This is a genomic window from Streptomyces sp. NPDC002206, from assembly GCF_053593595.1.
Map to the genome: position 1 here is coordinate 150531 of NZ_JBSFCW010000012.1, position 22394 is coordinate 172924.

Annotated in this window: 24 protein-coding genes; 6 read left to right on the plus strand and 18 right to left on the minus strand. The window is 69.6% G+C overall.

Annotated elements, in window-relative coordinates; translation table 11 throughout:
• Positions 1–61: 61 nt before the first annotated feature.
• From ACWCP8_RS23010 to ACWCP8_RS23040, 7 genes are all read right to left on the minus strand, one after another.
• Positions 62–739, minus strand: a complete 678-nt coding sequence (locus ACWCP8_RS23010; protein WP_451117830.1) for a potassium-transporting ATPase subunit C — start codon at positions 737–739, stop codon at positions 62–64.
• Positions 740–755: 16 nt separating this feature from the next.
• Entirely contained in the window at positions 756–2888 is a 2133-nt protein-coding gene (gene kdpB, locus ACWCP8_RS23015; RefSeq protein WP_451117832.1) for a potassium-transporting ATPase subunit KdpB, read from the minus strand.
• Positions 2885–4549 carry a potassium-transporting ATPase subunit KdpA gene (gene kdpA, locus ACWCP8_RS23020; protein WP_352267544.1) on the minus strand — a complete coding sequence of 555 codons (1665 nt, stop codon included), beginning with the start codon at positions 4547–4549 and terminating at the stop codon, positions 2885–2887. Before kdpA ends, kdpB begins: the two co-directional genes overlap by 4 nt.
• 7 nt (positions 4550–4556) lie before the next feature.
• A complete protein-coding gene (gene kdpF / locus ACWCP8_RS23025) occupies positions 4557–4646 on the minus strand; it encodes a K(+)-transporting ATPase subunit F (RefSeq protein WP_037701211.1) in 90 nt (29 codons plus the stop codon).
• Between the two features lie 333 nt (positions 4647–4979).
• Positions 4980–5753: a DUF3710 domain-containing protein gene (locus ACWCP8_RS23030; protein WP_352267543.1), complete on the minus strand. Its 774-nt coding sequence runs from the start codon at positions 5751–5753 to the stop codon at positions 4980–4982.
• A gap of 1 nt (position 5754) precedes the next feature.
• A complete protein-coding gene (gene dut / locus ACWCP8_RS23035) occupies positions 5755–6291 on the minus strand; it encodes a dUTP diphosphatase (protein ID WP_352267542.1) in 537 nt (178 codons plus the stop codon).
• Positions 6291–6875, minus strand: a complete 585-nt coding sequence (locus tag ACWCP8_RS23040) for a PaaI family thioesterase (RefSeq protein WP_326606153.1) — start codon at positions 6873–6875, stop codon at positions 6291–6293. The genes dut and ACWCP8_RS23040 overlap by 1 nt, the downstream gene beginning before the upstream one ends.
• A 58-nt stretch (positions 6876–6933) precedes the next feature.
• Between ACWCP8_RS23040 and ACWCP8_RS23045 the strand changes: the two genes are divergently transcribed.
• A complete protein-coding gene (locus tag ACWCP8_RS23045; protein WP_352267541.1) occupies positions 6934–7389 on the plus strand; it encodes a DUF3093 domain-containing protein in 456 nt (151 codons plus the stop codon).
• Positions 7390–7428: 39 nt separating this feature from the next.
• Here the strand turns inward: ACWCP8_RS23045 and ACWCP8_RS23050 are convergent, their stop codons facing one another.
• The 4 genes from ACWCP8_RS23050 to ACWCP8_RS23065 form a co-directional block, all read right to left on the minus strand.
• Positions 7429–8424: a hypothetical protein gene (locus ACWCP8_RS23050; RefSeq protein ID WP_352267540.1), complete on the minus strand. Its 996-nt coding sequence runs from the start codon at positions 8422–8424 to the stop codon at positions 7429–7431.
• Positions 8425–8436: 12 nt separating this feature from the next.
• Positions 8437–8733, minus strand: coding sequence for a DUF4193 domain-containing protein (locus ACWCP8_RS23055; protein WP_003965732.1), 297 nt, complete (start codon positions 8731–8733; stop codon positions 8437–8439).
• 406 nt (positions 8734–9139) lie between these two features.
• Positions 9140–10375: a sensor histidine kinase gene (locus ACWCP8_RS23060; RefSeq protein ID WP_451117836.1), complete on the minus strand. Its 1236-nt coding sequence runs from the start codon at positions 10373–10375 to the stop codon at positions 9140–9142.
• A 6-nt stretch (positions 10376–10381) separates the two neighbouring features.
• Positions 10382–11035: a response regulator transcription factor gene (locus tag ACWCP8_RS23065; RefSeq protein WP_030927249.1), complete on the minus strand. Its 654-nt coding sequence runs from the start codon at positions 11033–11035 to the stop codon at positions 10382–10384.
• A gap of 358 nt (positions 11036–11393) precedes the next feature.
• Between ACWCP8_RS23065 and ACWCP8_RS23070 the strand changes: the two genes are divergently transcribed.
• On the plus strand, positions 11394–11567 hold the full coding sequence (locus ACWCP8_RS23070; RefSeq protein WP_352267539.1) for a hypothetical protein: 174 nt from the start codon (positions 11394–11396) through the stop codon (positions 11565–11567).
• 103 nt (positions 11568–11670) lie between these two features.
• On the opposite strand, the gene ACWCP8_RS23075 is transcribed toward ACWCP8_RS23070, so the two are convergent.
• Together ACWCP8_RS23075 and ACWCP8_RS23080 are read right to left on the minus strand one after the other, a co-directional pair.
• Positions 11671–12489, minus strand: coding sequence for an inositol monophosphatase family protein (locus ACWCP8_RS23075; RefSeq protein WP_352267538.1), 819 nt, complete (start codon positions 12487–12489; stop codon positions 11671–11673).
• A gap of 33 nt (positions 12490–12522) precedes the next feature.
• On the minus strand, positions 12523–13650 hold the full coding sequence (locus tag ACWCP8_RS23080) for a ferrochelatase (protein WP_451117839.1): 1128 nt from the start codon (positions 13648–13650) through the stop codon (positions 12523–12525).
• Positions 13651–13814: 164 nt separating this feature from the next.
• On the opposite strand from ACWCP8_RS23080, the gene ACWCP8_RS23085 reads away from it, so the two are divergent.
• Positions 13815–15062 (plus strand): MFS transporter, encoded by a 1248-nt coding sequence (locus tag ACWCP8_RS23085; RefSeq protein ID WP_382833273.1) that lies wholly within the window; start codon positions 13815–13817, stop codon positions 15060–15062.
• Entirely contained in the window at positions 15019–16341 is a 1323-nt protein-coding gene (locus ACWCP8_RS23090; RefSeq protein WP_451117840.1) for a D-arabinono-1,4-lactone oxidase, read from the plus strand. Before ACWCP8_RS23085 ends, ACWCP8_RS23090 begins: the two co-directional genes overlap by 44 nt.
• A 15-nt stretch (positions 16342–16356) precedes the next feature.
• On the opposite strand, the gene ACWCP8_RS23095 is transcribed toward ACWCP8_RS23090, so the two are convergent.
• Positions 16357–17307: a hypothetical protein gene (locus ACWCP8_RS23095; RefSeq protein ID WP_451117842.1), complete on the minus strand. Its 951-nt coding sequence runs from the start codon at positions 17305–17307 to the stop codon at positions 16357–16359.
• Positions 17308–17803: 496 nt separating this feature from the next.
• Here ACWCP8_RS23095 and sepH point away from each other — a divergent pair, with 496 nt between their 5' ends.
• Positions 17804–18868 carry a septation protein SepH gene (gene sepH / locus ACWCP8_RS23100; protein WP_451117844.1) on the plus strand — a complete coding sequence of 355 codons (1065 nt, stop codon included), beginning with the start codon at positions 17804–17806 and terminating at the stop codon, positions 18866–18868.
• Positions 18869–18986: 118 nt separating this feature from the next.
• On the opposite strand, the gene ACWCP8_RS23105 is transcribed toward sepH, so the two are convergent.
• Positions 18987–19814: a sulfurtransferase gene (locus ACWCP8_RS23105; protein ID WP_451117846.1), complete on the minus strand. Its 828-nt coding sequence runs from the start codon at positions 19812–19814 to the stop codon at positions 18987–18989.
• Between the two features lie 233 nt (positions 19815–20047).
• Between ACWCP8_RS23105 and ACWCP8_RS23110 the strand changes: the two genes are divergently transcribed.
• Positions 20048–20824, plus strand: a complete 777-nt coding sequence (locus ACWCP8_RS23110; protein WP_328625931.1) for a VOC family protein — start codon at positions 20048–20050, stop codon at positions 20822–20824.
• A 53-nt stretch (positions 20825–20877) separates the two neighbouring features.
• Here the strand turns inward: ACWCP8_RS23110 and ACWCP8_RS23115 are convergent, their stop codons facing one another.
• The 3 genes from ACWCP8_RS23115 to ACWCP8_RS23125 form a co-directional block, all read right to left on the minus strand.
• Positions 20878–21297, minus strand: coding sequence for an SRPBCC family protein (locus ACWCP8_RS23115; protein WP_382833263.1), 420 nt, complete (start codon positions 21295–21297; stop codon positions 20878–20880).
• Entirely contained in the window at positions 21294–21617 is a 324-nt protein-coding gene (locus tag ACWCP8_RS23120; RefSeq protein ID WP_451117848.1) for an ArsR/SmtB family transcription factor, read from the minus strand. The genes ACWCP8_RS23115 and ACWCP8_RS23120 overlap by 4 nt, the downstream gene beginning before the upstream one ends.
• An 84-nt stretch (positions 21618–21701) precedes the next feature.
• A complete protein-coding gene (locus ACWCP8_RS23125; RefSeq protein ID WP_352267529.1) occupies positions 21702–22352 on the minus strand; it encodes a thymidine kinase in 651 nt (216 codons plus the stop codon).
• Positions 22353–22394: the final 42 nt, after the last annotated feature.

The following is a 22394-nucleotide window of genomic DNA, read 5'->3' on the forward strand; positions in this document are numbered from 1 at the left end:
TCGGGCCGCCGTGATCCGTACAGCATGACCACGGCGGCCCGGCACATCCGTCGGCGGAGGATCAACCTCCGTTCACCAGCTCCTTGAGTGCGATGTTGAGCTGCAGGACGTTGACCCGCGGCTCCCCCACGAAACCGAGGGTCCGGCCGTCGGTGTGCTGCTCCACCAGCTTCTCCACCTGGTCGACGCCGAGGTGGTTCCGCTCGGCGACGCGACGCACCTGGAGCTGTGCGTACTGCGGGGAGATGTCCGGGTCGAGACCGGAGCCGGAGGAGGTGACGGCGTCGGCCGGCACGTCCGAGGGCTCCACCTTGTACGTCGCCGTGGAGTTGTCCTTGACGACGGCGGCCTTGGCGGCGGTGACCCAGTCGATCAGGTCCTTGTTGTCGCCGGACCGGTTGGTCGCGCCGGACAGGATCAGCTTGTACTGGGGGTTGACGCTGTTGCTGCCCAGCCCGTTGGAGGGACGCGGCTGGAACCATTTCAGGTCTGGACGGGCCGCCTCCTCCGCGTCGTTCGGGTCTTTCTTCGGCAGGTTGTACGCCTGGCCGATGATCTCGGAGCCGACGACCTTGCCGTTCGCCGTGATCTCGGAACCGTTGGCCTTGTCCGGGAAGATGCCCTGGGCGACACCGGTGACGGCGAGCGGGTAGATCACGCCGCAGACGATCGTGAGGACGAGCAGGGCGCGCAGCCCGGCCCAGAGCAGCCGAACGGTGTTTCCTGCGGAGTTGTTCATGGAGGTCATGGCGCGATCAGCCGATTCCAGGAATGAGGGAGATGAGCAGGTCGATGATCTTGATGCCGATGAACGGGGCGACCAGGCCGCCGAGGCCGTAGATCCCGATGTTGCGGCGGAGCATCTTGTCGGCGCTGGTCGGCCGGTAGCGCACGCCCTTCAGGGCGAGCGGCACCAGCGCGATGATGATCAGCGCGTTGAAGATGACTGCGGAGAGGATCGCGGACTGCGGCGAGGACAGCTGCATGATGTTCAGCTTGTCCAGGCCCGGGTAGACCACCGCGAACATCGCCGGGATGATCGCGAAGTACTTCGCGACGTCGTTGGCGATCGAGAAGGTGGTCAGCGCACCGCGGGTGATCAGCAACTGCTTGCCGATCTCGACGATCTCGATGAGCTTGGTCGGGTTGGAGTCCAGGTCCACCATGTTCCCGGCCTCCTTGGCGGCCGAGGTGCCGGTGTTCATGGCCACGCCGACGTCCGCCTGGGCCAGCGCGGGCGCGTCGTTCGTACCGTCACCGGTCATCGCGACGAGCTTGCCGCCCGCCTGCTCACGCTTGATGAGGGCCATCTTGTCCTCGGGCGTGGCCTCGGCGAGGAAGTCGTCGACCCCCGCCTCCTCGGCGATGGCCTTCGCGGTCAGCGGGTTGTCGCCGGTGATCATCACCGTACGGATGCCCATCCGGCGCAGCTCGTCGAACCGCTCCCGCATGCCTTCCTTGACGACGTCCTTGAGATGGATGACGCCGAGGATCCGGGCGCCCCGCTCGTCGTCGACCGCGACGAGCAGCGGTGTACCGCCCGCCTGTGAGATCCGGTCGGTGAGCGTGCGGGCGTCCGGTGAGACGGTGCCGCCCCGCTCCTCGACCCAGGCGACGACCGAGCCGGTCGCACCCTTGCGGATCCTGCGTCCCTCGACGTCCACCCCGCTCATGCGGGTCTGTGCGGTGAAGCCGACCCACTCGGCCCCGACGAGCTCGCCCTGGTGGCGCTCTCGCAGCCCGTACTTCTCCTTCGCCAGGACGACGACGGAACGGCCCTCGGGCGTCTCGTCGGCGAGCGAGGAGAGCTGGGCGGCGTCCGCCAGCTCGGCCTCCGTCGTGCCCTTGACCGGGACGAACTCGGCGGCCTGCCGGTTGCCGAGCGTGATCGTGCCGGTCTTGTCGAGCAGCAGCGTCGAGACGTCACCGGCGGCCTCGACGGCACGTCCCGACATCGCAAGGACATTGCGCTGGACGAGGCGGTCCATGCCCGCGATACCGATCGCGGAGAGCAGCGCACCGATCGTGGTCGGGATCAGGCACACCAGCAGCGCGGTCAGCACGATCATCGACTGCTTGGCACCCGCGTAGATCGCGAACGGCTGCAGAGTGACGACCGCGAGCAGGAAGACGATGGTGAGGGACGCCAGCAGGATGTTCAGCGCGATCTCGTTCGGCGTCTTCTGCCGGGCAGCGCCCTCGACCAGGGCGATCATCCGGTCGATGAACGTCTCACCGGGCTTGGTCGTGATCTTGATGACGATGCGGTCGGAGAGCACCTTCGTACCACCGGTGACCGCGCTGCGGTCGCCACCCGACTCCCGGATGACCGGCGCCGACTCCCCCGTGATGGCCGACTCGTCGACGCTGGCGACACCCTCGACGACGTCACCGTCGCCGGGGACGATGTCACCCGCCTCGCAGACCACCAGGTCACCGATACGCAGATCGGTGCCGGGCACCCGCTCCTCAGTCCTGCCGTCCTTGGACAGGCGGCGGGCGACCGTGTCGGTCTTGGCCTTGCGCAGCGTGTCGGCCTGGGCCTTGCCACGGCCCTCGGCGACCGCCTCCGCCAGGTTGGCGAAGATCGTGGTGAGCCAGAGCCACGCGGCGATCGCCCAGCCGAACCAGTCGGTCGGGTCCACGGCGGCCAGCACGGTGGTGACCACCGAACCGACCAGCACCACGAACATCACCGGCGACTTGACCATCACCCGCGGGTCAAGCTTGCGTACCGCGTCGGGGAACGACTTGAGCAGCTGCTTGGGGTCGAACAGCCCGGCGCCGACGCGCCCTTCGGGCGAGTGACCGGTAGGCGCGTACTGGTGCGGTGCCCGGTCGTTGGTGACAGTGGACATCGAGTCCTCTTGCTTCAGATTCGTGGTCATGACGCCAGCCCCTCGGCCAGCGGCCCCAGTGCCAGCGCCGGGAAGAACGTCAGACCGGTGACGATCAGGATCGTGCCGACCAGCAGTGCGGTGAAGAGCGGCTTGTGCGTGCCCAGCGTGCCGACGGTCGCCGGGACGGGCTTCTGCTCGGCGAGCGAGCCGGCCAGCGCCAGGACGAACACCATGGGCAAAAACCGGCCCAGCAGCATCGCGAGCCCGATCGTGGTGTTGAACCACTGCGTGTCCGCGTTCAGGCCCGCGAACGCCGAACCGTTGTTGTTCGCACCCGAGGTATAGGCATACAAGATCTCGGAGAAACCGTGCGCACCGGAGTTGGTCATCGAGTGGACCGGGGTGGGCAGCGCCATCGCCGCGGCAGTGAAGCAGAGCACCAGCGCCGGAGTGATCAGGATGTAGCAGGCTGCAAGCTTGATCTCACGCGTGCCGATCTTCTTGCCCAGATACTCGGGGGTGCGGCCGACCATCAGACCCGCGATGAACACCGCGATGATCGCCATGATCAGCATGCCGTAGAGACCGGAACCGGTACCACCGGGAGCGATCTCGCCCAGCTGCATCCCCAGCATCGTGATACCGCCGCCGAAACCGGTGAACGAGGAATGGAACGAGTTCACCGCACCGGTCGAGGTCAGCGTGGTGGCCACCGCGAAGATCGACGAGCCGCCGACCCCGAAGCGGGTCTCCTTGCCCTCCATCGCCCCGCCCGCAATATCGAACGCGGGACCGTGGTGGGAGAACTCGGTCCACATCATCAACGCGGTGAAACCGAGCCAGATCACACCCATCGTGGCGAGGATCGCGTACCCCTGCTTGAGGGAACCGACCATCCGGCCGAAGGTGCGGGTCAGCGCGAACGGGATGACCAGGAGCAGGAAGATCTCGAGAAGGTTGGAGAACCCGCTGGGATTCTCGAACGGGTGGGCCGAGTTGGCGTTGAAGTAACCACCACCGTTGGTACCCAGCTCCTTGATCGCCTCCTGGGAAGCGACCGCGCCGCCGTTCCACTGCTGCGAGCCGCCCATGAACTGACCGACCCCGTGGATACCGGAAAAGTTCTGAATCGCGCCGCACGCAACCAGGGCAATCGCGCCGACCACCGAGAGCGGCAGCAGGATCCGTACGGTGCCGCGCACCAGGTCGGACCAGAAATTGCCCAGCTCACCGGTACGCGAGCGGGCGAAACCCCTCACCAGCGCCACCGCGACAGCAATACCCACGGCCGCCGAGACGAAGTTCTGCACCGCCAGACCACCGGTCTGGACAACATGCCCCATGGCCTGCTCGCCGTAATACGACTGCCAGTTGGTATTCGATACGAACGACGCCGCCGTGTTGAACGCCTGGTCCGGGTCGATCGAAGCGAAGCCGAGCGAGCCGGGCAGACCACCCTGCAACCGCTGCAGCAGATAAAGGAAAACAACGCTCACGGCGGAGAACGCCAGGACACCACGCAGATAAGCCGGCCAGCGCATCTCCGTATCAGGATTCGCGCCGATGGACTTGTAGATCCACTTCTCGACACGCAGATGCTTCTTCGAGGAGTAGACGGCGGCCATGTAGTCACCGAGGGGGCGATACGCCAGACCCAGCGCCACCACGAGCGCGAGCAGCTGGAGCACACCAGCGAGGACGGGGCTCATATCGGGCTCAGAACCTCTCCGGGTACAGAAGGGCGAGGACGAGATAGCCCAGCAGAGCGACGGCCACGATCAGACCGACAATGTTCTCGGCAGTCACAGCTTCGCCACCCCCTTGGCAACAAGAGCCACCAGCGCGAAGACCGCGATCGTGGTGACGACGAAGGCCATGTCGGCCACCGTGTGCTCCTAGATGAGGACGGATTTTCGGACCTCCTGAGCAAACCCCTGTCCGAAGCCCCTGCGGCCTGCGTTGATGCCTTTCTTACGGGGAGGGACGCGCCCTTGACGGCGCCCATACGTGCCTCATACGCGCCCCATATACGCGCCGGTACGCGCGCCGCGCGGGCACGCAGAAGGCCGGTGGGCCGCACCTCCCACCAAGGGAAGTACGGCCCACCGGCCTGAGCTGTTTCGAGCCGCGGTCGGCGGCTCAGCGCACCTCGGTGATCTCGGGTCCGCGCTGGAGCTGACCCATGCCACCGGAGAACTTCGAGCCCTCCTGGTCCTCCTGCTGGACGCCCTCGGGCACCATCTGGGCGTCGTTGGGAAGCTTGAGGACGATCGGGTCGCGCGGCGCCATCGGACCCTCGCCACGGACGACCACGGTGTCCCGGAAGATCGTCTCCAGCAGCCCGGCGGCCTCCGGCTGCACGGCTCCCTGGCCGGAGATCACTCCGCGCAGGAACCAACGGGGCCCGTCGACGCCGACGAAGCGCACCAGCTGCACGCCGTTCGTCCCGTCCGGAAGCTGTACGGGGACCTGCGCCCGCAGCTCCCAGCCCAGCGGGCCCTCGACCTCGTCGATGATCCCGCCCTGCTTGGTGATGCCGGTGGCGATCTCCTCGCGGACCTCGCCCCAGATGCCCTCTTTCTTGGGGGCGGCGAAGGCCTGCAGCTGGATCGCGCTGTCGCGCAGCACAACGGTGGCGGCGACGATCGCGTCTCCGGCGACCTCGACGCGCAGCTCCATGCCCTCGACCCCGGGGACAAAGATGCCGCCCAGGTCGACCCGGCCCTCGCCGGGCTGGGAGACCTCGTCGATGTCCCACGGTCCGTCCGGCCGCGGCGCCGGCGGGAGATTCACCCGGCGCGCACCGCTCTCGGTGGCGTCGGTGTCATCGAGCTCGTCGACGACCTGCTCGGCCTCGCGCGCTTCGTCCGCCACATCCTCGGCGGAACCACTCTTCTTGCGACGTCCGAACACGTCACTGTCCTTCCCGGTCGGGTACGACCGAAGCGTAGCTGTTCCCGCCCTGGGTGATCCCGCCCCTGACGCCATCAACATCATCACCGGTGGCATGCCCGCCGGTGGATCCGAAACCACCCTCGCCCCGGGTCGAGCCGGGCAGTTCCGACACCTCGTGGAAGCGCACCTTCTCGACCTGCTGGACGACCAGTTGGGCAATCCGGTCGAACCGCTCGAACCGTACTGTCTCGCGCGGGTCGAGATTGATGACGATCACCTTGATCTCTCCACGGTACCCGGCATCAACCGTCCCCGGGGCATTCACGAGGGCGACTCCGCAGCGTGCTGCGAGGCCGGACCGCGGGTGCACGAACGCGGCGTACCCGTCGGGCAGGGCGATCGACACGCCGGTGGGCAGTACCACCCGTTCCCCGGGGGCGAGTTCGGCGGCCTCGGTGGTCACCAGGTCGGCCCCTGCGTCGCCCGGGTGCCCATATGCCGGAATCGGCACCTCCGGATCGACCCGGCGAATCAGTACGTCGACGGGATGGCGCATCACGGGTTCACCTCGAAGGCTCGGACACGCTTGGCCTGGTCCGGGTCGGCCATGGCGGCCTGGATCTCGGCCGGGCGGCCGTTCTCGATGAAGTGGTCCACCTTGACCTCGATGAAGAGGGCCTCGGCGAGGACCGCGACAGGCCCGTCAGGGCCGCCGATCCTGCCGGTCGCGCGGGAGTAGATCTTCCGGCCGTGCACGGCGGTGATCTCGGCGTCCAGGTGCAGCACGGTGTCCACCGGCACGGGCCGCACGAAGTCGGTCTCCAGCCGCCCGGTCACCGCGATCACCCGCAGGAGCCAGTTCAGCGAGCCGAGCGTCTCGTCCAGCGCGGTGGCCAGTACGCCGCCGTGCGCCAGTCCCGGAGCGCCCTGGTGGGCGGGCTTCACGGTGAACTCGGCGGTGACACTCACACCCTCGCCGGCCCGCGCCTGGAGGTGCAGGCCGTGCGCCTGCCCCCCGCCGCAGCCGAAACAGTGTTCGTAGTGCGAGCCGAGGAGCTCGCCGGGTGCCGGGGCGTCGGGGTGCCGGACCGGTTTCACCGCGTCGGCCGGTGGCTTCAGAGCCGCAGATGTTCCACTCACAGGCGCAGACCTTACCCGCGCGGGTACCCGCAGGTCGCACCGTGCCAAGCTTGGGTTCATGCAGCCTTCCGCCCCGCCTTTCGACGAACGTCTGACCGCGCCCCGTTCGTGGTGGCTCATCGCCTTCCTGATCGGTGTCGCCTGCGCCCTGATCCTGCTGCCGCTCGGCACCCTGCCGCTGCTGGGCGGCCTGGTCGGCGGCACGGCCCTGGCCTCGCTCGCGGTCAGCTCGTACGGCTCCGCCCGGATCCGGGTGGTGGCGGGCGCTCTGGTCGCGGGCGACGCCCGGATCCCCGTGTCGGCGCTCGGCACGGCCGAGGCGCTGGACGCCGAGGAGGCGCGCGCGTGGCGCTCGTACAAGGCGGACACCCGCGCGTTCATGCTGCTGCGCAGCTACATCCCCACGGCGGTACGGGTAGAGGTCACGGACCCGCAGGACCCGACCCCGTACGTCTATCTGTCGACCCGGGAGCCGCAGGCCCTGGTGGCGGCGCTCACGGCGGTACGGGCGTAGGACGCGCGGCCGGCGGCGGCCGACGGGGCACGGGAGGGGTCAGCCCTCGATCTCCTTCGGGAGGTTCTTGTACAGCTTCCGGGGCCGCTCCAGCGGCGGCTGCTCCGCAAGCCGGTCCCAGGGGACCTGGCCCTTGCGCAGGTCCTTCCTGACCTGCGCGGCAAGCTTCTTCGTGTCGCGGCGGTTCATCATCGCGCCGACGGCGGCGCCGACCATGAACGGGATCAGGTTCGGCAGATCGCGCGCCATGCGCTTCATGATCTGCTGACGCAGCTCCCGCCTCATCTGGCCGCCCAGCGCCGCATTGATCGTCGTGGGGTGGCTGGTGTCGATGCCGCGCTCCTCCGTCCAGGAGGTGAGGTACGCGGTGCTGCGCTGGGTGAGGCCGCCCGGCGGGCGCTGACCGTAGACCTCGTGCAGTTCGGCCACGAGCTTCATCTCGATCGCGGCCACGCCGGTGATCTCCGCGGCCAGCTCGGCGAGCATGGCCGGCGGCACGGGCATCATGGCCGCCGCGCCGATACCGGCGCCCACGGTGGCCGTGCCCTTGCTCGCGCCTGCGACGAGTTTGTCGGCGAGCTCCTCGGGACCGAGTCCCGGGAACTGCCTGCGCAGGGTGGCAAGGTCGCGCACAGGGACGCGGGGAGCCGTTTCGATGATCCGGTCGGCGATATGACCGATCGCCGCCCTGGCGCTCTCCCCGCCCTTGCGGACGCCCCGTTTCACTGATTGCAGACGGCCTGCCCCGGTCACGGGCTCCGTCCTGTCGACCTGCTGCTCGGCCCCATCGGCCGCGTCGACTGCTGGTGCTGCTACTCGTCCTGCTCGTGCCACCTCTGCCGCGATGGCGGCTTCCACCGCTTCGAGCGAGGCCCAGCGGCCCCGCTCGTCGTCAGCCTCGCCCGGAGAGGGTGGCAGGGCGGACCGCACGGCAGGCGCTGCTACGCCTTCCACCGGGCCTGTACCGCCCTGATACGCCTCCGACGACCTCTTACGCCACAAGCGCCGTTTCCGGAACGGTGTGTCGCCTGCCACGGCCGACCGAACCTAGTCGCAGTCGCGGCAGATCGGCTGGCCGTTCTTCTCACGAGCCAGCTGACTCCGGTGGTGCACGAGGAAGCAGCTCATGCACGTGAACTCATCGGCCTGCTTGGGCAGAACCCTTACAGCGAGCTCTTCATTGGACAGGTCTGCGCCGGGCAGCTCCAGTCCTTCGGCCGCGTCGAACTCGTCGACGTCGACGGCGGACGCCGTCTTGTCGCTCCGGCGTGCCTTGAGCTCTTCAAGGCTGTCCTGGTCGACGTCGTCATCGGTCTTGCGTGGGGTGTCGTAATCCGTTGCCATTTGTCGCACTCCCCCTCTGGGTGTCTGCGGTGTCTCAGCGCACGTAACGCGTGAGAGGCCGGACTTGTGCCCGACCCGAGGCGGAGATTTTGCCTCACATCAAGGTCTGTTACTCAATCGACACCCGAGCGGACCTCTCGAGAGCGATCGGCTTGGGTGGCGAAGGGGACCGTACACGGTCCGAACGCAGTGCTTCACGGGCGCCACCCCGTGTACTTCCCGTGATATCGCCCCCCGAAAACCCCGACTTTTGCCGGATTTTTGGTGGGAGGCCTGATCACGGAGCGTGGATGGCCCGAAATTCGCTCCTGTGATCGATCACACACGGCCCTTCCGGGCACGGGTCCCGAAAATTCCGCCCAAAGCGAACAGGTCGATCTGTGTGCGAATCGCTCGGACCAGCCTCTCAGACCGGCAGGGTGACGCGCATCACGAGACCACCACCCTCGCGGGGCTCCGCGATGATACGGCCGCCATGAGCGCGCGCCACGGACCGCGCGATCGACAGGCCGAGCCCGACCCCCTTGTCGCTGCCCGTTCGCTCCGTACGGAGCCGTCTGAAGGGCTCGAAGAGGTTGTCGATCTCGTACGCCGGCACCACCGGGCCGGTGTTCGAGACCACCAGCACCGCCTGACCCGGCTGCAGCTCGGTGGTGACCTCCACCCAGCCCTCCTCCGGGACGTTGTAGCGCACGGCGTTCTGCACGAGGTTCAGCGCGATCCGCTCCAGCAGCACACCGTTGCCCTGCACGACGGCGGGCACGATCTCGCCGCGGAACTCCACCCCCTTCTCCTCGGCCTCGCCGCGCGTCTGGTCGAGCGCACGGGAGGCGACCTCGGCCAGGTCGACCGGTTTGCGCTCGATGATCTGGTTGTCGCTCCGGGCGAGCAGCAGCAGGCCCTCGACCAGCTGCTCGCTGCGCTCGTTGGTGGCCAGCAGGGTCTTGCCGAGCTGCTGGAGCTCCGGCGGCGCCTGCGGGTCGGAGAGGTGGACCTCCAGCAGCGTGCGATTGATCGCGAGCGGGGTGCGCAGCTCGTGCGAGGCGTTCCCGACGAACCGCTGCTGTGCGGTGAAGGCCCGTTCCAGCCGGTCGAGCATGTCGTCGAAGGTGTCGGCGAGCTCCTTGAGCTCGTCGTCCGGACCGTCCAGCTCGATCCGCCGGGACAGGTCCGTACCGGCGACCTGTCGGGCGGTCCTGGTGATCCGGCCCAGCGGGGAGAGCACCCGCCCCGCCATGGCGTAGCCGAAGGCGAAGGCGATGACGCTCAGGCCGACAAGGGCCAGCAGCGAGCGGTTCAGGAGCGTGTCGAGCGCCTGCTGCCGCTGATGGTTGACGCACGAGTTCATGGCCGCGTTGACAGCGCTCGGCGACGATCCCTCACCGGACAGGTTGCACACGTCGCTGGACACCTGGCCGCTCACGATCTTGAACGGCAGCTCGCTGCCCACGTGCAGGGCCTGTGCGGCCAGCATGTAGATGATCGAGAGCAGCAGGATGCCGGCGATCAGGAACATCCCGCCGTACAGGAGGGTGAGCCGTATCCGGATGGTCGGGCGCAGCCAGGGGTACGGGCGCTCCAGCTGTTTGGGGTCCCAGGTGGGCTTCGGGGGCGCCGTGGGTGGCGCCGGGGCGGCGGACACCGGCCGTCAGATCCGGTAGCCGGAGCCGGGCACGGTGACGATCACCGGCGGCTCTCCGAGTTTGCGGCGCAGCGTCATGACCGTCACCCGCACGACGTTGGTGAACGGGTCGGTGTTCTCGTCCCAAGCCTTCTCCAGCAGCTGCTCCGCCGAGACGACCGCTCCCTCGCTGCGCATGAGCACCTCCAGCACGGCGAACTCCTTCGGCGCGAGCTGGATCTCGTGCTCGTCGCGGAAGACCTCGCGGCGGTTGGGGTCCAGCTTGATGCCGGCGCGTTCCAGGACGGGCGGCAGCGCGACCGTCGTACGGCGTCCGAGGGCCCGAACCCGCGCGGTCAGCTCGCTGAAGGCGAACGGCTTGGGCAGATAGTCGTCGGCGCCGAGCTCCAGGCCCTCCACCCGGTCGCTGACGTCCCCGGATGCGGTGAGCATGAGCACCCGGGTCGGCATGCCCAGCTCGACGATGCGACGGCAGACGTCGTCGCCGTGCACCAGGGGGAGGTCCCGGTCCAGCACCACCACGTCGTAGTCGTTGACCTCGATGCGTTCCAGGGCGGCCGCACCGTCGTACACGACGTCGACGGCCATGGCCTCCCGGCGCAGTCCGGTGGCCACCGCATCGGCGAGCAGCTGCTCGTCCTCCACGACGAGTACGCGCACGGCGCTGTCCTTCCTTTGAAACTTCAGAATGTCCGAATGAGCACACGGACCGTGATCCGGGCCGCTCAGCAGCACTGTCTGTGCGGCACCATCCTGCCCGCAACGCGTATAAACCGGCGGTAAGGCGGCGCGGCACGACCTGCGGCTTCAGGGAATTCACCGGATTTCCGGGCCAGTTGAGGTTTCTCTGAGCCCGGGGCTGGGGAAGACGAATTCACACCCGCGATCACGCCATGTATGTGGCACTCCACGGCCGCTCCGTCCCCCGGAGATTGCGTGATCACCCGCCCTACCGCCCTCGGCGGAGGGAAACCCGGGCACACCCCCGTGCCACCGACCCACGATGAGGGGGCGCACTATGGACGCTTTCACCGCCGGTCTGCTGCAACGAATCAGGACCACCGAGTCCGACCTCACCCGTGCTCGTGAGACGGGCGACGACTTCCTCGCGGACGTCGAGCAGGGAGAACTGGACGACCTGCACCGCCTGGCCGCCGAGCACGGCGTCGAAATCGGAGTCACGGCCGTCTGAGCCGACGGCACAGGGCCCCCGGCGTCGCTGGCGACGCCGGGGGCCCTGTGCCGTCCGTGAACGTCCGCCACAGCCCGCACCAGGGGCTTTACCGGCGGTGCCGTCAGTCGTGCCAGGCGCCCAGCTCCTCCAGCAGTGCCTGCAGGGGCTCGAAGACGCCCGGCGTGGCGGCAAGTGTCAGCTCGCCGTCGGCGGCCAGCCCGGGCCGCCCGCCGGTGCGAGCGCCCGCCTCCCGGGCGATCAGGTCACCGGCCGCGAGGTCCCAGGGGTGGAGCCCGCGCTCGTAGTAGCCGTCCAGCCGGCCGGCGGCGACGTCGCAGAGATCGATGGCGGCCGAGCCGCCGCGCCGGATGTCGCGCAGCTTCGGGATCAGCTGCTGGACGACATCCGCCTGGTGCCTACGGACGTCGGTGACGTAGTTGAAGCCGGTGGAGACCAGCGCCTGATCGAGCGGTGGCGCGGGCCGGCTGCGCAGCGCGGCACCCTCGCCGTACGCCCCGCCGTTTGCGTACGCACCGCCGCCGAGGACCGCGAGGTACGTCTCGCCGCGCATCGGGGCCTCCACCACCCCCACGACCCGCTCGCCGTCCCGCTCGGCGGCGATCGAGACGGCCCATGTCGGCAGTCCGTAGAGGTAGTTCACCGTGCCGTCGAGCGGGTCGATGACCCAGCGGATGCCGCTGCTGCCCGCGGAACTGGCGCCCTCCTCACCGAGGAAGCCGTCCTGGGGACGGTGCTCCGCGAGGAAACCGGTGATCAGCTTCTCGGCGGCGATGTCCATCTCGGTGACGACATCGATGGGGCTGGACTTCGTCGCAGCCACGCCCAGATCGGCGGGGCGGCCGTCGCGCAGCAGCGCACCGGCGCGCCGGGCGGCCTCCTGTGCGAGGTCGAGCAGTTCGGACAGGACGGGGTCGGTCACAGAAGACACAGGGGTCACAGCGGTGCAGCGCTCCTAGGCGTAGGGACTGTCGGCGCCCGCGGCAGCGGGCTTCAGGGCACGGGCCGGGCAGCAGCCGACGGGACAGAGGTCGTGGCTCGGGCCGAGCGCCCCGAGCGCGCACCGCTCCACCGGGCGTCCCTGCTCGGTGGCGGCGCGCTCCAGCACCAGCTCGCGCACGGCCGCGGCGAACCGCGGGTCGGCGCCGACCGTCGCGGACCGGCGGACCGGCAGGCCGAGCTCGGCGGCCTTCGCGGTGGCCTCGGTGTCGAGGTCGTACAGGACTTCCATGTGGTCCGAGACGAAGCCGATGGGGGCCATCACCACGGCGGGCACGCCCTCCCCGTGGAGCGTCTCCAGGTGGTCGCAGATGTCGGGCTCCAGCCACGGAATGTGCGGGGCACCGCTGCGCGACTGGTAGACGAGCCGCCACGGGTGGTCGGTACCCGTCTCCTCGCGGACCGCATCGACGATCAGCCGTGCGACGTCGAGATGCTCGGCCACATAGGCGCCACCGTCACCGTGCGTCTCCTCGGGGCCGGAGGTGTCGGCGGCGGAGGTGGGGATGGAGTGCGTGGTGAAGGCGAGGTGGGCCCCGGCCCTGACGTCCTCGGGGAGATCGGCCAGCGACTTCAGGACGCCGTCCACCATGGGCCGTACGAAGCCCGGGTGGTTGAAGTAGTGCCGGAGCTTGTCGACGCGTGGCACCGGCAGCCCTTCGGCCTCCAGGGCGGCCAGCGACTCGGCGAGGTTCTCGCGGTACTGACGGCACCCGGAGTACGAGGCGTAGGCGCTGGTGGCGAGGACGGCGATGCGGCGGTGCCCGTCGGCGACCATCTCGCGCAGGGTGTCGGTGAGATACGGGGCCCAGTTGCGGTTGCCCCAGTACACCGGCAGATCGAGTCCGTGTTCCGCGAAGTCCTTGCGCAGGGCGTCCAGCAGGGCCCTGTTCTGGGCGTTGATCGGGCTGACGCCGCCGAACAGGAAGTAGTGCTTGCCGACCTCCTTGAGCCGCTCCTCGGGGATGCCGCGGCCGCGTGTCACGTTCGCCAGGAACGGGACCACGTCGTCCGGACCTTCGGGTCCGCCGAAGGAGAGCAGCAGCAGGGCGTCGTAGGGAGTGGGAGCGCACAGATCGGACATGGGAACGATCCTGCCACCCGCCTGTGACAGCGCGTCGACCGACGTCCACCGGCGCGCCCGTCGGGCACCCGCCGCGGTGTCCTGCGCAGTTGGCCACCCGTAAGCTGTGGTGTCCACCTTCACGCATTACACCCGCGCATGACCTCGCTGTACCGGAGCCCCGCTTGCCCAGTCCCTACCGCGCGATATTCGCCGCCCCCGGCACCAAGGGGTTCTCGGCGGCCGGCTTCTTCGGCCGGATGCCGCTGTCCATGATGGGCATCGGCGTGGTGACCATGGTGTCCCAGATCACCGGCCGATACGGGCTCGCGGGCGCGCTCTCCGCGACGCTGGCGATGTCGGCCGCGGTGCTCGGCCCGCAGGTGTCCCGGCTCGTCGACCGGCACGGGCAGCGGCGCGTCCTGCGCCCCGTCACCCTGGTCGCGATGGCGGCGGTGGCCGGACTTCTGATCTGCGCGCAGCAGCGGCTGCCGGACTGGACGCTCTTCGTCTTCGCGGCGGGCGCCGGCTGCGTCCCCAGCGTGGGTGCGATGACCCGGGCCCGCTGGGCGGAGATCTACCACGGTTCGCCGCAGCAGCTGCACACCGCGTACTCGTGGGAGTCGATCGTCGACGAGGTGTGCTTCATCTTCGGGCCGATCGTCTCGATCGGCCTGTCCACCGCCTGGTTCCCCGAGGCGGGTCCGCTGCTGGCCGCCGGTTTCCTGCTCGTCGGCGTCTTCTGGCTGACTGCCCAGCGCGCCACGGAGCCGATGCCGCACCCTCGCGAGCAGCACAGCAGCGGCTCGGCGCTGCGCTCCCGCGGTCTTCAGGTGCTCGTGGCCACCTTCGTGGCGACCGGCGCCATCTTCGGAGCGGTCGATGTGGTGACGGTGGCCTTCGCCGAGGACCACGGCCACAAGGCCGCGGCGAGCCTGGTGCTGGCCGTGTACGCGCTGGGGTCCTGTCTCGCCGGAGCCGTCTTCGGGCTGCTGAGCCTCAAGGGAAAGCCGGCCACCAGGTGGCTGGTGGGGGTCTGTGCGATGGCCGTGAGTATGATCCCCCTCCAACTGGCCGGGAACCTGCCGTTTCTGGCCGTGGCGCTCTTTGTCGCGGGCCTCGCCATCGCACCGACGATGGTGACCACCATGGCCCTCGTCGAACAGCACGTACCACGCGCCAAGCTGACCGAGGGCATGACCTGGACCGGTACCGGGCTCGCCGTCGGTGTGGCGCTCGGCTCCTCGGCCGCAGGCTGGGTGGTCGACGCGTCCGGGGCTGCCGCGGGGTACGTGGTGCCCGTCGTGGCGGGAGCGCTCGCGGCCGCGGTGGCGTTCCTGGGGTATCGCCGGCTGGCCGAGCCGGTTCCTACGGGGAGGCGCGGGGAAGATGACCGACACCTACGCACGGACGACGACGAGCGCGTGGCGTAACTGGGCGGGCAATGTCACCGCCCGTCCGGCGCGGACCGCCTCCCCCGCATCAGTCGACGAGCTGGTGCAGGCACTGCGAAGGGCCTCCGACGACGGTCTGAAGGTGAAGCCGGTCGGCACCGGCCATTCGTTCACCGCGACCGCGGCCACCGACGGCCTCCTGATCCGCCCCGATCTGCTCACCGGCATCCGGGAGATCGACCGCAAGGCGATGACGGTGACCGTCGAGGCAGGCACCCCGCTGAAGCGGCTGAACGCCGTGCTCGGCCGGGAGGGCCTGTCGCTCACCAACATGGGCGACATCATGGAGCAGACGGTCGCCGGGGCCACCTCGACCGGCACCCATGGCACCGGCCGCGACTCGGCGTCCATATCGGCCCAGATCCGCGCCCTGGAACTGGTCACGGCGGACGGCACGGTGCTGACCTGCTCCGAGAAGGAGAACGCCGACATCTTCGCCGTCGCCCGGATCGGGCTCGGCGCCCTCGGTGTCATCACGGCGATCACATTCGGCGTGGAGCCGGTCTTCCTGCTGACGGCCCGTGAGGAGCCGATGGCCTTCGACCAGGTCGCAGCCGACTTCGATCAGCTGGTCGCCGAGAACGAACACTTCGAGTTCTACTGGTTCCCGCACACCGGCAACTGCAACACCAAGCGCAACAACCGCAGCGCGGGCCCCGCCGCTCCGCCCGGCAAGGTCAGCGGCTGGATCGAGGACGAGCTTCTCTCCAACGGGATCTTCCAGGTGGCCTGTTCGCTCGGCCGGGCGGTCCCCGCAGCCATCCCGTCGATCGCCAAGCTCTCCAGCCGCGCCCTTTCGGCCCGTACGTACACCGACATCCCGTACAAGGTCTTCACCAGCCCGCGCCGGGTCCGCTTCGTGGAGATGGAGTACGCCCTTCCGCGCGAGGCCGCCGTCGAGGCGCTGCGTGAACTGAAGGCGATGGTCGACCGTTCACCGCTGCGGATCAGCTTCCCGGTGGAGGTCCGCACGGCCCCCGCGGACGACATCGCGCTCTCCACGGCCTCGGGCCGGGAGACGGCGTACATCGCCGTCCATCTCTACAAGGGCACGCCCTACCAGGCGTACTTCACCGCGGTCGAGCACATCATGACCGCCCACGACGGCCGCCCGCACTGGGGCAAGGTCAACACCCGCGATGCCGAGTACCTGGCCGGGGTGTATCCGCGGTTCGGCGAGTTCACCGCCGTACGCGACCGGCTCGACCCGGACCGGCTGTTCGGCAACGACTATCTGCGCCGGGTCCTGGGCGACTGACCACGACCGGCTCGGTCACCGACCGGTGTCCGTGCCGGTCGTGGCGGGGGCCTCCTGCCCCGGGTCGACGCCCGCGCCGGTGGGGTCCGGGGCGGCGCTGCTGCCGTCACCGCTCGCCGTCGGGGTGGGAGTGGGGGCCGGAGCCGTCCCTTCGCCACCCGGGCTCGAGGGCGAGGGGGTGGGCGTCGGTTCGGCCGTGGGACGGTCCTCCTGTCCCGTGTCCGGGCTCCTGCTCTGCCCGTCCTGCGAGTCCGTGCCCGGCGTCCCACCGCTCTCCTGACCCGGCGTCCGCCCTTGACCCGGGTCGCCGCTGACCGAAGGCGCCGGGTCCTCGTGCCCCGGGCCCTGGGCCCCACCGCGCACGACAGAGCCGACGGTCGTTCCCTGACCACCGCTCAGATCGTTGCCGGAGATCAGCTCGTACGTGGTGATGCCGGCCATCGAGACGGCGAAGACCGCCACCGCGCCGAGCGCGGGCCGCCTCCAGCCGCGGATCCGGGTGCCATGGGTGGTGGACGCGGTGAACTCCTCGTCCAGGGCTGCCGGATACGACGCGAGCAGCCGGGTCCCGTTGTCGGTGAGCGGCTCCAACAGTTGCGTACGGTCCGGACCGGCCGTCACTGTACGGAGCACCGTCGTGGCGTCCACGGATCCGTCGGACAACCGTCGCCCGCTCCCCGGTCCATACGCCTCGCGCGCCCCACGGGTGTCCCGCGCCTCCCGCGTATATACCGTGACTTCACGGATCTGCTCGCCCGTGCGGCGGAAGAAGTGCTGGAAGACGGAGCCGCCACAGGTGGCGACGACGCTCATCACTCCGGCTCCGAGGATCGTTCCGTACACGCCCAGTTGCGAGGCCGCCACGGCTGCCGCGATCGCTGCCACGGCACTCCCCGCCACCTGCGGCACGTTCAGATCTATACGCCTTTCCTTGGGTTCTATGTCAGTTTCCGGCTTCTGCACCATTCCCAGCCCTTGATTGACATCTCTCCCACCATGCAACAGGAAAGGACAATTGGGCGAAGTAAATGGTTCCACTTCAGGCGATTCTGTGAAGCAGGACACGCATCATGGGCATATCGCGGCCAAGTGGGTAGCTGAACTCCCATGCTTGACGAGAACTTCGGCGGCGCGCCGGTCCACCCACATGGCCCGAATGGAGTACTGTGGCGAGCCCTGAGGCCGGACTCCCACGTGGTGTCCGGGATCTTCGGGAGGGGGCCGCAGGAGGCACTCGATCCGGCGGCGCCACGGCATCGCACGGAGGCCAGCTACGCAGGGTGACAGGCAGTCACTCAGCGTCGCACAAGAGGTCACCGTGTCATACCGGCGATCAAGGGCTCACGCCCGACACGCCGGGCAACACGGCAATGTTGTGGCAGGCTGCACCCGGGCAGGCCACACTCGACTAGCGGAAGCAGCGACGCACGTGACGTCGGCAGGCACCACCCGGGAGGTCCCCATGCCCGAACTGCGTGTCGTGGCCGTCTCCAACGACGGCACACGACTGGTGCTCAAGGCTGCGGACAGCATGGAATACACGCTTCCGATCGACGAACGGCTGCGCGCCGCCGTGCGCAACGACCGCGCGCGGCTCGGCCAGATCGAGATCGAGGTGGAGAGCCACCTCCGCCCCCGCGACATCCAGGCCCGGATACGAGCCGGTGCCTCCGCGGAGGAGGTCGCTCAGTTCGCCGGAATTCCGGTCGACCGTGTCCGACGCTTCGAGGGCCCCGTGCTCGCCGAACGCGCCTTCATGGCCGAGCGGGCCCGGAAGACTCCCGTGCGCCGTCCCGGCGAGAACACCGGCCCCCAGCTCGGCGAGGCGGTGCAGGAGCGACTCCTGCTGCGCGGCGCCGACAAGGAAACCGTCCAGTGGGACTCGTGGCGTCGTGACGACGGCACCTGGGAAGTCCTGCTCGTGTACCGGGTCGCGGGCGAGCCGCACTCGGCGAGCTGGACGTACGACCCGCCGCGCCGGCTGGTGCAGGCCGTGGACGACGAGGCGCGTTCGCTGATCGGCGAGAGCGACGATGTCGCCACGCCGGAGCCGAGCTTCCCGTTCGTGCCGCGGATCGCGCGGCTGCCGCGCGACCGGCCGCTGGACCGTGCCCTCGACCGCCAGATGGAACGGCCCGCTCCGCCACCCCCGCCCGAGCCGGACGAGCACATCGTCACCGCCTCGGCCAGTGAGCGCGACTCACTGACCAGCCTGCTGGAGGCGGTGCCGAGCTTCCGTGGCGACATGGTGGTGCCGGAGCGTCCCGCGCCGCCCGAGCCGCCGCCGACTGCTCCTGCCGCGCAGGAGCCGAAGACCGACGAGCCGCCGGCCGCGGCGGCCTCCGCAGGTGCCGGTTCCGCCTATGCGGATGTGCTGATGCCGCGAGCGGTGGCCGGCCACCGCGACCGGCTGACCGGCACGACGGACCGCCAGGCCGAGGCGGACGGCGTCCGTCCGGGCCGCCGGGCCGCGGTGCCGAGCTGGGACGAGATCGTCTTCGGCACCCGCCGCAAGAAGCAGGACTGACCGGGGTGACCGTGGCATGACGAGGGCCCGTACGCCGCTGCGTACGGGCCCTCGTGCTCTCCGCCCATCCGACCGGAACCCCTTACCGCAGTTCCGGTTACGAGCAGGGCCGACGCCACTACTGCGGATCGGGACCCTTGGCGACCGGCCGGGACTCATCGGCGGACCACTCGGACCAGGAGCCCGCATACAGCGCGGCGGGGATGCCGGCGACGGCCAGGGCCAGCACCTCGTGCGCGCCGGAGACGCCGGAGCCGCAGTAGACACCGACCTCCGGCGCGCCGTCCGTGCCGAGCTCCTTGAACCGGGCCGCCAGCACCTCCGCAGGCAGGAACCGTCCGTCGGCGCCGGCGTTCTCGGAGGTCGGGGCCGAGACCGCGCCCGGGATATGGCCACCGACCCGGTCGATCGGCTCCACATCGCCCCGGTAGCGCTCCGCGGCCCGGGCGTCGAGCAGCAGGCCGGAGCGGGCCATTGCCGCGGCGCCGTCGGCATCCAGCAGGGGCAGTGCACCCGGTACGGGCCTGAAGTCGCCCTCGGCAGGGGTGGGCGTCTCGGTGGAGAGCTCGCCCTCCCACGCGGCGAGACCGCCGTCCAGTACGCGGACATCCGGGTGCCCCGTCCAGCGCAGCAGCCACCAGGCGCGCGCGGCGGCCCAGCCCTGGCCGCCGTCGTAGACCACCACGGGAGTGTCCCGGCAGACGCCTGCGCGGCGCATCGCTGCGCCGAATTTCTCCGGGTCCGGCAGCGGATGACGGCCGCCGCTGCCTGCAGGTCCGGCGAGTTCCGCGTCCAGATCGACAAAGACCGCGCCCGGGATGTGCCCGGCCCGGTAGTCGGGGAGACCGTGCGGACCGCCGAGTTGCCAACGTACGTCCAGGAGCACCGGCGGACGTGGCCCCGCCGATTCGCTCACGCATTCGGATGCGGAGATGATGGGCTTCATGGGTGCCATCCTCGCGCAGGAGGCGGCCCACCCGTAACAGCATCGAATCGGACACATCGCGATAAACCGGGCTTCCTCTGTCGACATACCGGAAAATGCGGCGCGGCCGGGACGCTTCGTGCGCCGGGTGGTGCAAGCATCTGCACGGGGCGCACACCTCTCGCACCGCCGGTCGGCGCGTCGGCCCCGTTCCCCCCGTACGGCCACCACGATGGTCCGAGAAGAGAGTGACGATGACCGAGGCTGCCGCCCGGCGCACACCCGGAACACCTTGCTGGGTGAGCCTGATCGTGCACGGTCTGTGTACGACACAGGAGTTCTATGCCGACCTGTTCGGCTGGGAGTTCGTGCCCGGCCCGGACCAGCTGGGCCCCTACGTCCGCGCGCTGATCGACGGGAAAGAGGTCGCGGGCATCGGACAGCTGCCGCCCGACCGGCACCTGCCGGTCGCCTGGACGACATACCTGGCCACCGACGACGCCGATGTGACGGCGGAGACGATCCGCTCCTGCGGGGGGACGGTCGGCGTCGGGCCGCTCGACGCGGCCGAAGCAGGCCGGATGGCCATCGTCTCCGACCCGAGCGGGGCCGTTTTCGGGATCTGGCAGGCCGCAGCGCACATCGGTACGGCGCTCGCGGGGGCCCCCGGAACCCCGGTCTGGAACGAGTTGGTGACCAGCGAGACCTCGACAGTCGCCAAGTTCTACCAGGCGGTCTTCGGATTCGAGCCGGAAGCGGTCGTCTCGGCCGACTTCGACTACCAGACGCTGCATCTGGACGGCCGCCCGGTGGCCTCGCTGCACGGCGTCGGCCGCGCGCTGCCGCGCGACCGGGGTCCCCACTGGATGACGTACTTCGAGGTCGCCGACACCGACGAGGCCGCCGCGCGGGTGGTGGACCTCGGCGGGCATGTGCTGCAGCCACCGCGGGAGGGATCGAGCGGCCGCGTGGCGACGGTCGCGGACCCGGAGGGCGCGGTCTTCACGATCGTACGGTCGGCGGATCGCTGATCCCCCACCGCCGGTCGCCGCGCCGCCCGAGCCCCTTCCGTTCGTACGGACTCCTACTGGTCCCCGGCGGCGAGCGCCGGTTCGATGCGCCGCAGGAGGCCCGGCCACCCCTCGCCCATGCCGTGGAACGCCGTTTTACCCAGAGGCGAGTCGAGGTCGAACCCGGCGTGTTCCAGGAACAGCCGGGTGCCCGTCCCCTCGGCCTGAAGCCGCCAGGTGATCGTGGTGTCCAGCGAATCGGGGGCAAAGCTGTAGCGCAGGAGGCGCTCGGGCTCGACAGCGAGCACCTCGCACGCCTGCTGCCCCCAGGGGCCCATGTCCAGGGTGAAGCGGTGCCCCACAACGGGCCGCACATCACCGGCGGCCCACCACCGCGCGTGCAGTTCGGGTTCGGTCAGTGCCCGCCAGACCGCCGCCGGCGGATGGGCGATGAACTGGTCGCAATGAATGACGGTCGGCTCTGCACCGGTCATCGGCTCTCCTCGTCGATCAGGTCGCTCAGCGCGCCCATCCGGGCCCGCCAGTAGCGTTCGAAGGGATGCAGCCACTCGACCGCCTCGGCCAGTGGGGCTGCTTCCAGGTGGTAGTAGCGGTACCGCCCCCGCGGTTCCTCACGCACCAGCCCCGCCCCTCTGAGCACCGCCAGGTGCTCAGAGACCGCGGGCCTGCTCAGCTCGAACGCGCCGGCGAGATCTCCCGCCGCACGTGGGCCGTCGCGTAGAGCTTCCAGGAGCGTGCGCCGCACCGGGTTGGCCAGAGCGCTGAACACATCTGCTGCCGCCATGCCCACCATGATGCGTCGGAAAACTCCGACACGTCAAGCGTACGGCGACGAGGCATGCAGCGGGTGGCGGCTCTGCGGTCCGCAGGCGGCGGCTCAGCCCGGCGTGACCGGCAGAACGTCCGGCGACAGTGCGCCCGCGCGGGCCGTCGCGCTGGTCATCCTGCGCTGGTGGTGGCGCCTGCACAGCACCTCGTAACCCACCTCGCCCGCCAGCTGGTTGACATCCCCCACCACAACCTGGGCGCCTTCGACCACCATCTCGCCGCCCACCGTGCGGGCGTTGTGCGTGGCCCGTGCACCGCACCAGCAGAGCGCTTCGACCTGGAGGGCCTCGACGCGGTCGGCCAGCTCGATGAGGCGCTGGGACCCCGGGAACAACTTGGTCCGGAAGTCGGTGGTGATCCCGAACGCGAAAACGTCCAGCCCGAGGTCGTCGACGACCCGGGCGAGCTGGTCGATCTGTACGGGGGCGAGGAACTGGGCCTCGTCCACGATCACGTAGTCCGCCCTGCCGCCGCGGGTGATGTGGTCGACGAGGTGTGCGTACACATCCATGTCCTCATCGGCCTCGACGGCCTCCGTGACGAGCCCCAGCCGCGACGAGAGCTTGCCCTCCCCCGCCCGGTCGTCACGGGTGAAGATCACACCTTGCAGACCACGGGCCGACCGGTTGTGGCCGATCTGCAGCGCCAGCGTGCTCTTTCCGCAGTCCATCGTTCCGGAGAAGAACACAAGCTCGGGCATGAGGGGTTGAGCACCTTTCGATTCGAATGGGGGGTGGGGCGA

Excerpts from the sequence above, each read along its gene's own strand:
- ACWCP8_RS23010 (WP_451117830.1), bottom strand. The coding sequence starts at position 739 with ATGAACAACTCCGCAGGAAACACCGTTCGGCTGCTCTGGGCCGGGCTG.
- kdpB (WP_451117832.1), bottom strand. The coding sequence starts at position 2,888 with ATGACCACGAATCTGAAGCAAGAGGACTCGATGTCCACTGTCACCAAC.
- kdpA (WP_352267544.1), bottom strand. The coding sequence starts at position 4,549 with ATGAGCCCCGTCCTCGCTGGTGTGCTCCAGCTGCTCGCGCTCGTGGTG.
- dut (WP_352267542.1), bottom strand. The coding sequence starts at position 6,291 with ATGCGCCATCCCGTCGACGTACTGATTCGCCGGGTCGATCCGGAGGTG.
- ACWCP8_RS23045 (WP_352267541.1), top strand. The coding sequence starts at position 6,934 with ATGCAGCCTTCCGCCCCGCCTTTCGACGAACGTCTGACCGCGCCCCGT.
- ACWCP8_RS23055 (WP_003965732.1), bottom strand. The coding sequence starts at position 8,733 with ATGGCAACGGATTACGACACCCCACGCAAGACCGATGACGACGTCGAC.
- ACWCP8_RS23070 (WP_352267539.1), top strand. The coding sequence starts at position 11,394 with ATGGACGCTTTCACCGCCGGTCTGCTGCAACGAATCAGGACCACCGAG.
- ACWCP8_RS23080 (WP_451117839.1), bottom strand. The coding sequence starts at position 13,650 with ATGTCCGATCTGTGCGCTCCCACTCCCTACGACGCCCTGCTGCTGCTC.
- ACWCP8_RS23090 (WP_451117840.1), top strand. The coding sequence starts at position 15,019 with ATGACCGACACCTACGCACGGACGACGACGAGCGCGTGGCGTAACTGG.
- ACWCP8_RS23095 (WP_451117842.1), bottom strand. The coding sequence starts at position 17,307 with ATGGTGCAGAAGCCGGAAACTGACATAGAACCCAAGGAAAGGCGTATA.
- sepH (WP_451117844.1), top strand. The coding sequence starts at position 17,804 with ATGCCCGAACTGCGTGTCGTGGCCGTCTCCAACGACGGCACACGACTG.
- ACWCP8_RS23105 (WP_451117846.1), bottom strand. The coding sequence starts at position 19,814 with ATGAAGCCCATCATCTCCGCATCCGAATGCGTGAGCGAATCGGCGGGG.
- ACWCP8_RS23110 (WP_328625931.1), top strand. The coding sequence starts at position 20,048 with ATGACCGAGGCTGCCGCCCGGCGCACACCCGGAACACCTTGCTGGGTG.
- ACWCP8_RS23115 (WP_382833263.1), bottom strand. The coding sequence starts at position 21,297 with ATGACCGGTGCAGAGCCGACCGTCATTCATTGCGACCAGTTCATCGCC.
- ACWCP8_RS23120 (WP_451117848.1), bottom strand. The coding sequence starts at position 21,617 with ATGGTGGGCATGGCGGCAGCAGATGTGTTCAGCGCTCTGGCCAACCCG.
- ACWCP8_RS23125 (WP_352267529.1), bottom strand. The coding sequence starts at position 22,352 with ATGCCCGAGCTTGTGTTCTTCTCCGGAACGATGGACTGCGGAAAGAGC.